Annotated in this window: 9 protein-coding genes; all 9 read right to left on the bottom strand. The window is 38.4% G+C overall.

All coding sequences use genetic code 11. The annotated features are described in order from the left end of the window. Positions 1–113: 113 nt before the first annotated feature. The 9 genes from CRO56_RS07105 to CRO56_RS07070 all read right to left on the bottom strand — a co-directional run bounded on the left by CRO56_RS07105 (position 114) and on the right by CRO56_RS07070 (position 13,391). The gene (locus CRO56_RS07105; protein ID WP_097157907.1) at positions 114–1,433 is read right to left on the bottom strand and encodes a hypothetical protein; all 1,320 of its coding nucleotides are present in this window, start codon (positions 1,431–1,433) and stop codon (positions 114–116) included. A gap of 550 nt (positions 1,434–1,983) precedes the next feature. Then, positions 1,984–2,646: a hypothetical protein gene (locus CRO56_RS23190; RefSeq protein WP_245855625.1), complete on the bottom strand. Its 663-nt coding sequence runs from the start codon at positions 2,644–2,646 to the stop codon at positions 1,984–1,986. Continuing rightward, positions 2,603–4,489 (bottom strand): helicase-related protein, encoded by a 1,887-nt coding sequence (locus CRO56_RS07100; RefSeq protein WP_245855623.1) that lies wholly within the window; start codon positions 4,487–4,489, stop codon positions 2,603–2,605. Before CRO56_RS07100 ends, CRO56_RS23190 begins: the two co-directional genes overlap by 44 nt. Positions 4,490–4,899: 410 nt before the next feature. Beyond that, complete coding sequence (locus tag CRO56_RS07095; RefSeq protein WP_097157906.1) at positions 4,900–6,495, bottom strand: MFS transporter; 1,596 nt, start codon at positions 6,493–6,495, stop codon at positions 4,900–4,902. Beyond that, positions 6,492–6,953, bottom strand: coding sequence for an SRPBCC family protein (locus tag CRO56_RS07090; protein ID WP_097157905.1), 462 nt, complete (start codon positions 6,951–6,953; stop codon positions 6,492–6,494). The genes CRO56_RS07095 and CRO56_RS07090 overlap by 4 nt, the downstream gene beginning before the upstream one ends. A gap of 15 nt (positions 6,954–6,968) precedes the next feature. After that, the gene (locus CRO56_RS07085) at positions 6,969–7,469 is read right to left on the bottom strand and encodes a MerR family transcriptional regulator (protein WP_097157904.1); all 501 of its coding nucleotides are present in this window, start codon (positions 7,467–7,469) and stop codon (positions 6,969–6,971) included. A gap of 287 nt (positions 7,470–7,756) precedes the next feature. Beyond that, positions 7,757–9,949 carry an RHS repeat-associated core domain-containing protein gene (locus CRO56_RS23115; RefSeq protein ID WP_097157903.1) on the bottom strand — a complete coding sequence of 731 codons (2,193 nt, stop codon included), beginning with the start codon at positions 9,947–9,949 and terminating at the stop codon, positions 7,757–7,759. Between the two features lie 203 nt (positions 9,950–10,152). Next, a complete protein-coding gene (locus CRO56_RS07075) occupies positions 10,153–12,174 on the bottom strand; it encodes an S-layer homology domain-containing protein (protein WP_245855667.1) in 2,022 nt (673 codons plus the stop codon). A 305-nt stretch (positions 12,175–12,479) separates the two neighbouring features. Next, positions 12,480–13,391: a phosphotransferase family protein gene (locus CRO56_RS07070; RefSeq protein ID WP_097157901.1), complete on the bottom strand. Its 912-nt coding sequence runs from the start codon at positions 13,389–13,391 to the stop codon at positions 12,480–12,482. Positions 13,392–13,607: the final 216 nt, after the last annotated feature.

Below are 13,607 nucleotides of genomic sequence, written 5' to 3'. Positions count from 1 at the left end.
TCAGTAAATTATCATAAAAAATAAATAATTATATTGTATTTATCGGCGAAATAAGAGGTATATAAAGTAAAAAAGAGAAAGTACATGATTAGATATACTTTCTCCGTCTATATTTATACTGTTGGCCCAAATTCTATTTCAGTACCAAAGGCTTCTATTAAATCTAAAAATAGCCTTATCTGTTCTTTCTCTTTATCTGTAATTATATGTTCGATGTATCCATTTCCTTGAAAGCGAAGCACAGCATTTTTTGAATTTGCAATCTTCCTTAAATCATCAAGCAGCATCGGCTGTATCGATTCATCAATAATCATCCATTCATATACTCCATATTCATCATAATCGTCCATCACACTGTAATAGTCGACGGTCCAAGTAAATTGTTCACCATCGACGAGAAAGGCAATTGCCTCTAAATAAAGCCAATCCGAATCACCGAAGCCGGCGACAACCTCTAAATAGGAATACCCGTCCGCAACAACTAAACGCGGGTAAAAAGATGTTTCACTAGGGAAAATATCAACATATTCAGCACTATGATCTTTTGGGGCAACAACGGTAAAGGCTCCGAATTCATCGTAATACTGAGTGGTTTGCCCTTCATATGCTGTTAAAAGCTCATCCCAAAACCGTGTTTGCATAAACGTATAATCTTCGCGTTTTAATGTTATTAATTCATCTTCCCCAATAATTTCTTCAACATGATCTAAAATAGCAAATGCCTCTGTATATTTATTTTCATCTGCAAAATCATCAGCTTCTGCAATTTTAGATTCCAACAAAGCTAATCTAAATTCCTCTATTTTATTTTCAACAGCGGTATTCTCAAAGGAAACGTACAGCTGATTTAAAAGAAGGTAAGCTTCTTCGTACTCTCTGTTCAAAAATAACCGTTGTGATTGTTCAAACGTTTCATCAAAATATGTCTTTCTAGCTTTTTGCGCTTCTTCCCGAGCGACCTCATATTCGGGTGTGTTCCGAGCCACTTGTGCCAGCAGTTGAATCCCTTCTACATATTGTTTGTTATCGATGGCTTCTAAACCTTTCGCAAGCTTGTCCCGTGCTTCATGGATCGGGCCAAGCTCTTCTTCTTTCTGTTTGATGAGGCCAGACACTTCCGGAATATCAATATTTTTATATGTTTCTAATATGAGTGAAACAAGTTCGTAGTCTTCTTTTTTATGTATATAGTCTTCCGTGACTTTTTCGATGCTGGCTAATAAATCAGGTGTAATTTTATTTTTAATCCTTTCCTTCCCCTTTTCAGAAAGACTGCTGTCGGCCATTGCTTTATTAAAAGATTCTATTGCTAAATTAGGCTTTTCTTCCTCAATATATTGCTCGATAGTATTAACATGGTTACTAACGCTTTGACAGCCGGACAATAAAATAATAGATAGGGCTGCTAATCCACCCATTAAAATATGTTTCATGATTGCCCCCTTATAATTAATTGGTGATTATTTGTTTGAAGAGTAAGAGGTTTATCTGTTCATTAATCATTTAGTTAATTTTAATGAATAATAATATATAATAATGACTTATAATATCAATCTAAAACAGAATTAACGTTAAATGCCCAAAATTTCTAATAAAAAAGATTAGATGTACGGTTAACAAAACGATAATCATTAAGAGAGAGTTTATATAAACTTCTTTTGTTATTATGATGAGGATAATAAAGCTGACTATTAGAATGAACAGACTATACCGATAGTATGATGAGTCTCCAAAAAGTGTAAGTATAGAAAACAATACACCTAATAAGGCTATACCCCTCCGTAATTTAGAATGGTGCATTAATGGTCTACCCTCCAAACCTTTATGTCTATTTAATGATATTAGTTTTATCGGAAAAAATAGGAGGTTTTAAATAATTCTGACAGAATATCTTTCAGCTTTGACCTGTATAAAATGAAAATGACCCTTTTAGAAAAAAGAAAAGACAATGGAAAGTAAAACTATTTCCATCGTCTTAGTCCCTTACCTGATATAATAGCTTTTATTAGGATACTTCTCACGGTGGCAGGTATTGCAGGTCTGATACGGAAATGATTTTGGAAGGATTCTTACGCATTTCTTACATTTTTTCTGTAAATGCTTCATATCCGATTTAAGAACGTCATGAATCAAATCACTAATTTCCTCTCGAACCCTTTCCCAATACAGAGCTTCTGTTTTTTTTTCAAGCTTATATAGAAATAAAAGGTGCAACCCGATTGATTTATAAGACAGCTCAAGTTCCTCTAGATTATCTCTTGAAATTTTCGGTTCTGGTAATTCATTTTTTTCCACAATCGCTTTTATTTTCTCTTTCCATTGGTCTTTTAATTCTGGCTCCTTGCTCGAAAACGGAAAATGCAAAAATCCATAAAGGTCCATAAGGGAAAAGCGGGCCTCGATCATAGTGCCGCGGATCATTTCATAAAGTTCCCGTTCTTCCGCTAATGAAGCCTTTTTCGTTCCTCTAGGTCCCTTAAAATTATCCCAGAGTTCAAAAAACTTGCCTAGGTCACGGGAGTATCTTTGAAAACGTTCAAATACAGAATTAGTCGGTGCAATTGTAAACACTTCAAGTGGTTCATCAGGCTGTTGCAGCAATTTAGACAATGTGTTTAATATCGGTTGTAAATGCCACTTTCCCAACGTTATAAATTCCTTTTCTGCCCGCACGGCCAGCGATTTGTTTCACTTCTTGGGAAGTTAACCGCCTTCTCCTTGTCCCATCGAACTTTTCATTTTCCAAGAACACAATCCGCTGAATTGGAAGGTTTAAGCCCATTCCAATCGCATCTGTCGCCACAATTACCCGAGTATCACCATTTATAAATCGTTCGATTTGTTTCTTGCGCGTCTCTGGGGGCATACTTCCATAAATCATACTGACGGAATGTCCATATGACTGAAGAATCGAGGCAGTTTCCAAAACTCGTCTTCTGGAGAAGCAAACAAGTGCATCTCCTTTCTTTGAATGTTTTAGGGTAAACGTGTTAGATTCGATTTCAAGCGGAATATCCCTGGAGTATTCATTGATTTCTACAGGTGCATCTTCTAATAATGACAAAAGCAGCTCCTTTACATTTCGGCTCCCGATAATATGGACTTCCCTTGCATTGGCTTTTGTAATCGCCTTAAACCATGAGAAACCACGGTCCTTATCTGCGATCATTTGCGCTTCATCAATCACAACAACATCGTAATAATCCTTCTCATGAAACATTTCTACCGTACAAGAAATATGATTGGCTCCGGGTATAATTTTTTCCTCTTCCCCCGTTTTTAAAGAACAGGGAGTACCCTCAGAATTCAATTTATCGTAAACTTCTAATGCTAACAGGCGGAGCGGGGCAAGATATAGTCCGCTTTCAGCTGCTTTCATTTTCTCTAACGCATGAAATGTCTTACCCGTGTTCGTTTCGCCAATGTGAAGAACATATTGGATATTTCGGATCGTGGATGTATGATACTCCCTGCCGAAAATATCCTCAATCATGCGAGCTTCTACTTCCTGTTTTCGCCTAATTTCAGCCTTTTCTTCCTCGATTTTTTGCTCGCGGCTTGCTACATCCTGTTCATATATTTCTAAATGGGCCACTTCATCAAAAGGTAATTCTGCTAATTTAACCAAATCAAAATAATATTCCTCTAAAAGATATTCAAAAATATCAATGGCTGAATCAAATAAGATTTCTTCGAGCATTTCTTTTAGAAGATTTTCAGTCAAAGCTTGATTAAAGGTTTCACGAAACTGGTTAAATATATAGGGAGAAACTGCATTCTTAATCAATTTTGGCGCATAATCGAAAAGCTGTTCATTTATAATCCGTTCATATTTCTCGAAATAATCATTCTGCCTCCAATGGAAGGTCTGATAAGGAGGTTCAGACAATTCTTCTAAGAAGGTCTCAATATTGATAAACTTAGATGATGGTACATAGCCTGTTCGATTCACATCCTTCTTCATTTGAAGAGCGAATGAATAGCGAACCCATATGTATAATTTTTCTTCGTTTTGTTGTAAAAGCTTGTGAATCTCCCTCTCTAATTTCCCTCTCATTTTTTTCATTCTTTCTCTGCGCTGGCGTTCTTCTTCTTCAATCAGGTAAGCGGCTCTTGCTTTTTCGTATCGTTCATTCCAAAGCTCTTTTTTGTGAGCATAGGTTGCTTTCAGCCATTCGAGTACATCAAAGCTTTTGTAGCTTCTCATTTCAGTTCGGAACAGGTCATTGATGAGCTTTTTGGCCATGCCATCAACCGCGAACCCAGCCTCACTCAAATAAAACTTTTTTTCTGCTTTGGACAAATGACTATTGGTTAAATTGAGCCACACATTCAACCAAAGCTGTGTAATATAAGGACCTCTCTCGCGTACATATTGTTCGAAAGAAGACATATCCTCCTGACTTCCTAAATAGCTGTCGATATCCGCATCTACTAATTTCTTTGTATTTTCTATCGCACGCTGATAAAGAGCTTCTAACTGTTCCATATAAACTCCTTTCAAATTTGAACATCCGAACATTGTATAAGTGTAGGATTTTACATTCTGGGGAAAACATGTATTAGATATGTATTGGGGTTAAATACATGTAAGTGGAAAAGGTTTGAGGTTTGTTTTAAAAAGGTGATGGAGAGTAAAAGGGTTCCCTGTTACCATCAGATTATCATATTAGTAATCAAAAAAATAAGATCAACCTATAAATCATCTCTTTTTATGGCACATTCACAATTTATAGTCATATCATCTGACCTTTTATTGTACTGCAATGTTTGTTTGCAACTCGCTGCCCATAATGTCTTAAATCTTGTGTAATAATTTGATGACAAAGTGAAATGATTAAAACTTAACCGCCTTAAACCAGCTTTAAGGCGGTTAAGTAAGTCCCCAAGCTGTAATAACTAGCTTGGATTTTGGTCTGTGCTAGTTGCGCTTGCTGGAACGCTGTTGTCCTGTTCTGGATGAGTTGCTCCACTTGGTAGAATATGCCGCAGTAGTAACACAGTGAAAATTGATACTCCAATCAACATGATTGCACTTACTGTCGCGACTGTATTCATTCCACTGGTGAAAGCTTCTCTAGCGATGGCAAGAAGTTCCGTACCCAGTGGATCAGAGAGTTTTTGGGCTGCTTCCGTAGCACCTACCAGGGTGTCACGAGCAGCATTGGCCACCTCAGGTGGAGTATCAACTGGAATGTTGTCAGCAATCTGGTTACGGTACACAGCTGTTCCGATACTTCCCAGTACAGCAAGTCCTAATGCGAAGCCAAACTCTGCACTTGTCTGAGACATCGCACCTGCTAATCCCGCCTTCTCAGATGGAGCTGATCCAACTATCATATCAGTGGACAGTGTCATTATTGGTCCACCCCCGAAGTTGGTAAGAGCATAACCTGTCACTAATATTGCAAAATCTGAAGCTCCATTAACCTGGGTAAGTAAAAGGAGGCCTGTCACTGAGAACGTTAATCCTGCCCCAATCAGGTAAGCAGGTCGTATTCGACGTGCCAGGATTGGGGACATCATGAAACTAATAATTTGTGCTGCTACTACGGGCAGCATCCACAGGGCTGTTCTTAATGGTGTCAGTCCCTCAACCAGTTGGAGATATTGAGTGACGAGTAACATAATCACACCCATCAGCATGGGAACGAACAACTGTCCTCCCAATGCAGTACTTATCGTACGGCTGGAAAACAGGTGCAGGTCTAACAATGGATCACTCAGTGCTCGCTGTCGTCGTATGAATATCGCACTAACAATTAAGCCGAATATTATCGCTACGATACTCAACGTTTGCCAACCGTCCTTTGACAGTTCTTTAATTCCATATATGATTGGAAAGATTGCAGCCAGTGACAGGAACACACTGGCCAGGTCGATGCGGCCGGCATTAGTGTCGCGATACTCCGGTAATAGGAACGGTCCGAGTAGAAGTAACAGCACCATCGCCGGTACACCCAGTAGGAACACTGATCCCCACCAGAAATTTTCCAGCATTACTCCACCAACTAATGGACCGATGGCAGCGCCAACCATGGCACCGACCATCCAAATACTGATAGCTACAGCACGTTGGCTGGAGGAGATAAACATGTTACTGATCAATGCCAGAGTAGAGGGAGCAAGAGTAGCTCCAGAAACCCCGAGCAAAGCGCGGGCCCCAATCAACATTTCAGGACTTGTGGAGAATGCGGCAATCAGTGAACCAATTCCGAATGTAGCCGCACCGATCAAAAGTAGTTTACGACGACCGATTCGATCCCCCAGTGTTCCCATCGTAATCAAAAACCCAGCTACCATGAACACATATATGTCCATAATCCACAATTGTTCAATACTACTGGCACCCAGGTCTGCACTCAAATATGGTAGCGCCAAAACCAGCACGAAGAGATCAATTGCAACAAGCAGGGATGCCAAAACCAGTACGGCCAGCCCGATCCACTCCCGTATGCCCGCCTGCTGGTTAGACCCGGTCATAGGATTCGTCATTGATTTTTCACCACAGATGACTCTTTCTGCAAATACTCGCCCAGTTTGTCAAGCATGATCTTCGTGCCGTGTTCACGCTGAGCTGCCGTATCATGGCCGTCGAGTAAGACTCCTTGCTCGGTGTAGATGAGCTGAGTGCCAGCTTCTGCATGCTTGAACTCCACCGTGGTCACGGATACCGATATACGTGTTTCATCAAGATCCATCGTATAGGAATAGACGATACGCTGATCCGGAACAATCTCCTGATAGCAAGCATCAAAAGTATAAACTGGTCCTCCTTTGGGACCACCTTGATTGTACTCGCGCCCGCCAACTCGAAAGTCGAATTCGTCAGCTTTCGGAAACCACTTTGCCTTGGCTGCGGGATCGGCCCAGGCGGCGAACACTCGTTTAGGTGGAGCATTATAGGACTTTTCAATGACAAAAGTGTCGTGTGTTGCAAAGTGTTTGTTCATTATTTATTCCTCCCTTTAGGTTGGTTCATTTGAATGCTTGTCGAGAAAGTCGTCAAGCTTGTCGAAGTGGTGCTCCATACTTGATTGTCGTTCAGTAAAAAACTTTTCATGGCTCTTTTTCATCATGCTTAATAATTTTGTGAAATCTTCAACGGCCAACGGCTCTTCCATTTCCATCAGACTCGATACATTTTGTAATTCTTTTAAAAGCTTCTGTTGAATTCTGATATGTTCTCTAAGTCGATCAATTTGAAGCGATACAATTTCGAATGGATTGTAATTGTCATCAGCTAGAATCGATTTAACTTCATCGAGTGATAAACCTAGTTCCTTTAAAGCGAGAATTTGTTGTAGACGTGAAAGGTCAGATTCGTTATACAACCTGTATCCTGAGTTAGAATATTCAGATGGAGAATACAAGCCAATTTGATCATAATACCGCAATGTTCGAACGGTTAGCCCTGTTAATTTGGCAAGTTCCCCAACTTTCCAATATTTCTTTCCTGCAATGATCATCCCCTCATTTCGCGCGACTATTTATTACCGGTGGCTTAAATATAAACCATTACGTGACGTAAGGGTCAAGTTAATAAAAAATTTATTTTAAAAAGATAAAAGTTTTTAAATCTGTACTAGATCTAATCAGTTTTGCATAGTCCGCATCACCATTATAAACTTAGACAAAGTACTCTCTCATTTCATAAGACTTTCAAAAAAAAGATGCTTCATACTTCAAATATCGGGTTATTATATAAAACTGTTTAGACTTTAAAAAACCTTGAGAGGCATATAGCCAATCAAGATTAAATAGTTACCGCTTCATCTAGGAAAATAACTTTATAGAACCCTTTTGCCCACGTACTTTGTCTTGTAAAGTTTGCGTCGTGTGGCGGTTGATATTTCCCGGCGAGCAATGCTTGAATTTTTCCAGCAAGTTCTTCCGCCCATATTTCATGAGACCAATTAATAGTCCCCTGTCGCTTAAATTCAACAGGCTCATTCTCAACCGTATATCTTGGGAATAAGGCACCTTCTTCAAGAATCTCAAAAATTGCTTCTGAATAGTTATAAAACCATGTATCCGATACATTAGCTTCATAAGAGATAATAAGATACTCATAGCTTTCATGCTGTTTGATTTCAAAACTCTTGTCTAAATATACACGATTATAACCCTGATATTGCCAATATTTCTGCGTATAGGACGAAGGAGTCACATTCGTTTGTTCAGAATGAAAACGTACTTTATTCGCTACCCAATCAGGGATACCAGGGATATGGTAACTATCTCCTTTAGTCATGCCATCATCAGCAATCGATTCAGGATAATGTCCCGTCGGATCCCACATATTAACCGGATTGTTCAATACATAAGAATAACGGTTCAATGTCAACGGATTCATCATGTCGCCACGGTAGGTGTCTTGTGTTAAGAAACGTCCAACGGTTGGGTCATACCATCGGGCGTTCATGTCGATGAGTCCGGCTTTGTCGTCGTAGCGCTGGCTTGTATAGGCATTGACATTGTATGGCGCTGTGATACCGGTTGTGATGCCGCCGAAGACGTCGTAGCGATAGTTTTCAATGATGTCGCCGTGACGGTCGGTTACTGCACTGACAGTATTTAAGCCATCGTACTGGTAGTAGAGCATGCCGCCGGTTGCTTTTAGGTTTGGATCATGGGATGGGTTGCTGAGACCATGGTATCCGAACATTTTCCGGGATACGAGCTGGTTGTTGGCACCCATGTAGTATTCGGCGTATGGCGAACCTGAGACACTGTATTCTTTATGGATGTTGGTTGAGAAGCCTTGGTATAGGTAGACGGTTTCAGTTACATCCATTTGTTCTTTTAGTTCAGGATTTTCTCCCCATTTTTTGTAGAGAACGAATTTATTGCCTTGACCTGGGTTGTTAAATGGTCCGTTTCCATTGTTAGGTCCTTTTCCTTTTATGTTTCCAGTGCTTGATTCATTTGCAGTACAATCTGCAAATGGTTGTTGTCCATTTCCTTTTCCATTACCGTTACCATTGCCATTTCCATTGTTCTCATTATTAGCAGCCGTGACTGGGTAAACGGATACTTCTATATTCGATGCTGCAACCGGTTGGTCCTCTTTAGGTTCTTCTGCTTCTTCGGTTGTAGTATCTTCTTTCGAGTCAACATTACCTTCCGTGCTGCCTTCAGGTGGTGTATCCGGTTCATTTTTCAAACCTAAGATTTTCTCCTTCGGATAGGTCACTTCGGTTAATCGGTTTAGTGCATCATAGGTGTAGGTCGAAACAGCCCCGTCTTCTTCAATTTGTTTCACCCGGTTGCCAGCAACATCGTATTCGTACGTAAAGGAAGAAAGAATGTCGCTATTTCCATGGTTCGTAATATTGAGTAAGTTGCCGTCCTTATCATAGGAATTTGTAATCCGGTTACCATTTGCTAGGCCTCGTTCAACTTCACGTCCAAGCGCATCATAGGCAAAGGTTGTTATATTTTCATCTGGGTCTTGGACACTTGTAATCAGGTTTCTTTCATCGTACGTATAGGTAGTTGTCCGGTCTTCACTGTTTGTTAGCTGAACCAAATTACCGGCAGGATCATAGACGTAGTCTATCGCTTTATCAAGATTCACATTGTACTGCCGGATTAACTGACCAGCTCCATCATAGGTGTATTGATCGGTTGAGAAAGGAGCTGTCATCGTTGTCATTTGTCCAAGTGCATCATAGCCAAATTCGTAACGCTCTCCATTTGATTCAATCGAAGAAACTAAGCCGATTGGATTGTAGTTATAAGCGACAGTCATTCCATTTGGCTGATTGACTTGAGTCATTTGACCCGCTGCGTCATATTGATAGGTTGTCTGATAACCTAAGGCATTCGTTTCACTTGTTAGTTGTCCTCTAAGGCTGTATCCGAATGATGTGGTTTGGCCATTTGCGTCTTGGATCGTGCTGACTAAGCCTTGTGTATTGTATTGGTAGGATGTGATTCCGCCCAATGCATCATTTGTTTGTTTTAAGCGATTAAGCGGATCATAGCTATAAGACGTTTGACGTCCAAGCGGGTCTGTAACCTCCGTAACATTGCCGATTTCGTCATAGTCGTATGAATATACGGATCCTTTTGGTGTCTGTTTAAAAAGTACAGGATCACGAATATTGTGACAGAAGAAGCCCGGCAGATTTCTGCAGGGCTTCCATATTATTGAATTGCAGCTCTAAATAAAAATAATGCAAACTCTCCTCTAGTTACTTCTAAATTGCTTCCGAACGTATCTTCATCTTTACCAAATGTAATTTCATGCTCATACAATGCTGATACAAATGGATTAAACCTTGAATTTACATCACTGAACGGAATTACTTTTTCATTAGTAGATTCAAAACCAAATCCTCTAGCAATGAAGGCTGTCATTTCAGCTCGTGTGATGTACTCTTTAGCACCGAAATACCCTTCAGCTTTTCCAAAAGTAATTCCTGCATTGGCTAGTGCGTTAACAGCCGCTTTGCCGCGTTCTGGTACATCTGTAAAACCAGCGTCGGAGGCATTGCCAGTATCAAGACCAAGGGCTTTTGCCATCATTATTGCAGCATCGACTCGCTTGATGCTTTGGTCCGTACCGAACTTATTATCTGCAAAACCCACTGTAATCTGATTTTTTACTAGGTAACTGACAGCCTCTTTGTAACGATCGTTGACATCGGTAAATTTGATTAGTCCTTCCTTTCCTGTCTCTGGCACCGGTGTTGAATCAAGTGTTGGTGTTGTTGAATTTTCTTGATCACTTTCATCTGTTCCTCGATCTTGGTCAGGCTCAGGTTCTGCGGTTTCACTTTTATTAACTGTAAAAGGAATTAATTCTGTTTGTTGTGAGCCGGCTCGAACTTGAACAAAGTATTGTCCATTTAATAAATTTGAGAATCTGATGTTGAACACTTCTGTAGTTAAAGTTTCCTGTTTAGTTTCAATAAGCTCCAGGTTTGCATCATATAAGTCAGCAGAAACAGTTTGGTTAGGCCCATAAAAACCGCTAACCACCATTGAATTATTGCTGTAAACATAATTATCTGTTGGCATAAATAACCAAAGATTAGGCTCTACTGTAATTGACTTTTCCTCAGTAATTTCACTGCCGTTTAATTGGACCTTCACTTTTAAAGTATATTCTCCATATTCAAGGCCGAAATAAGAAATATCTCCAATTGAATCTTTTTGGTCACTCTTTACCAGTTCACCTTTATCATTAAAAAATTCATAAAACATTGGTGAATTACTAGAATTAAAAAATGAATCAGCTATATAGATATCACCATTTGTTACACTAATTTCTGCTCGATTAAGAGCAGATTCGATAGTAACGTAAAAATCTGTGGAGAGACTAATGGTTTTGGATGTTTCAAGCTGGGGGATGATAAAATCATATTCATAAGTTTCTGTTTCTAATGTTCCTCTTATACTAACTGGATCAGAGACCAAAATCCGTGTTATGTCATTATGCATGGAAAAATAGTTATTTTCCAGTGAGTAAACCCCGCTTAGCCGTACACTATCATCTAAATTAGCAAATGTTATCTCCATGAATTCTATTGCTGAATTATCAAATACTATAGATGTATCGCTTAAAAATTCCCCTTCTTTAATTGCCTTAATAAATTCTTTTTCAGGTGTTTCACCATCAAGTGCAATTAGGTAGTTGCCGGGTTCTACAAAAGCATAAGTATAACGAGTACTATAGGTCTCATCCTTATCAAGATTACTGATTTCAAAATCCCACCTGTCAGAAAAGTTAAAACCATTATGCTCCAAATTTAATATAATAGTATTGTTATTAAAAATAAACGTTTTCTCATTCACTAAAGCTGTAATCGCTTCAGAAGCATAAGTTTCTTTATGAAAATAAACGCCAGGTTCTTTACTTTCATTCAATATTTTAAACTCCCCGCTAATTGTGTATGAATAGCCATCGTTTAGAGAAAGTGTAGAAAGATAGTTATCTAATTCAATTTCATCACTAAGAATCTTATAGTCTATGAAGTTATTTTCACCGTCTTTAATATCAATTGTGAAAAAGGTACCCGATTCTTTCACATAACCCTCCGGTAGACCCGCTAATGTGAAGATCGAACCGGCTGTTTCAGCTTTAACATCAATAGCAGAAAGAGGATACATACCGCCAATTAATAAAGTAAAAATGAGTACGTATTTTGATAAAACCGTTAACACCTTATACAATTTCCCTGTTCACTCCTATCTTTTATACTTTTAAACATTAACTAATTACCCTATATATTTAAATAAATAAGGTACTATTTTTATATATCGTCGCAACTTTCAAATATTTAATATATTTTCAGCAAAATTAAGTTTGATTGCAACATTGTTTTTTTATTTTAGAATAAGTTTTAATATGAAGATGTTATCAAAATTAAAATAAAAAAGGCGTATCTGCTTATTTGTAGATACGCCTTATCTATTAAGTTTTTTCTGACATTTCATTTTTTGTTTCCTACTTCTAAAGTCTATCCATTCTACACCTTATTACATATTTCTTCACATAGAAATTTTACACGGCGAATATAGTAATCTCTTTTATCCGAATCCTTTACATAGAGGCTAAACAGGATGGCTAGCATTAGCGCCGTATCCAGCCGATAAATGAGCTGAATTAAAACATTTGTATTTTCAATCATGCCAGCATTCTTATAACCTCTTAAGAAATCATCCTCATCTATTTCCTTCGACTCAGAGATCCTCATTAATTCCATAATGGGATTCCCAATAAATGCATTATCCCAATCAATAATGGCCTTAATGACTCCATTTTGTCCGATTATATTAGGTGGTCTGACATCGAGGTGCAGCAGGCGGTTTCCAATTTTTGACGTATCAAGAATTGCTTTCATTTCTTCTGAACCAGGAATAATAATTTCTGAATCGATTATTTTACTAAGTGTATAAGCTCGTTCCTTTATCCGGTTTGAAATAATATCGCTCAATAAACGGTCTTTTTGATCAATGATTGATAATCCCTCTACAGGTATACTATGTATTTTTGAAATAAGTTGTCCTATGTCATATGCAGAAATTTTGGTTTGATCTCCTGAAATAAAATCAGAAACCATAAAGCTTATGTCATGGCTATCATACACCTTATGAACTTTTGGGACTGGAATATTAAATTTGGAGCAATGTTTCGCTATAGTTGATTCTTTGTACAGAGAAATAATTCGATCAGAAGCTGGATCTTTTGTATTTCCTTCTGTACCCCATGGAACCCTTACAGCAAGTCGACCATGATTCTGTTCTTTGATAACAAATACAGCATTCACCACACCACTGGCAAAAAACTTTATTTCACCCACTTTCCAATTCAGATCAAAATATAATGCCTTCTCAAGACTAAATTTTAGCTCTTTTAATTTTTTATTGGTTAAACTCATAGTTTTTTTCCTTTTAAGTGTAATAAGTATTATTCTGTATCATGAACTTTTCATCACATTTTTCAAGAGAAAATCTACTTAAGAAAAGATATAACGACCCTTTTATCCTAAATTGCGGGAGAGGGAGTCCTTGAGAAGCTGTTTAATGACCCATTTATCATAATTTGCAAGAGAAAGTATCCGTAGGAACTCATATAAGGACCTTTTTATTCTAAA

It is taken from the genome of Bacillus oleivorans (genome assembly GCF_900207585.1).
Lineage (GTDB): Bacteria > Bacillota > Bacilli > Bacillales > JC228 > Bacillus_BF > Bacillus_BF oleivorans.
The sequence above is the reverse complement of the archived record's forward strand: the minus strand, read 5'-3'. Positions and strand labels throughout refer to the sequence as shown.

Bases quoted from the DNA above. Each gene is read 5' to 3' on its own strand.
- CRO56_RS07105 (WP_097157907.1), bottom strand. From the start codon at position 1,433: ATGAAACATATTTTAATGGGTGGATTAGCAGCCCTATCTATTATTTTA.
- CRO56_RS07100 (WP_245855623.1), bottom strand. From the start codon at position 4,489: ATGGAACAGTTAGAAGCTCTTTATCAGCGTGCGATAGAAAATACAAAG.
- CRO56_RS07095 (WP_097157906.1), bottom strand. From the start codon at position 6,495: ATGACGAATCCTATGACCGGGTCTAACCAGCAGGCGGGCATACGGGAG.
- CRO56_RS07090 (WP_097157905.1), bottom strand. From the start codon at position 6,953: ATGAACAAACACTTTGCAACACACGACACTTTTGTCATTGAAAAGTCC.
- CRO56_RS07085 (WP_097157904.1), bottom strand. From the start codon at position 7,469: ATGATCATTGCAGGAAAGAAATATTGGAAAGTTGGGGAACTTGCCAAA.
- CRO56_RS07070 (WP_097157901.1), bottom strand. From the start codon at position 13,391: ATGAGTTTAACCAATAAAAAATTAAAAGAGCTAAAATTTAGTCTTGAG.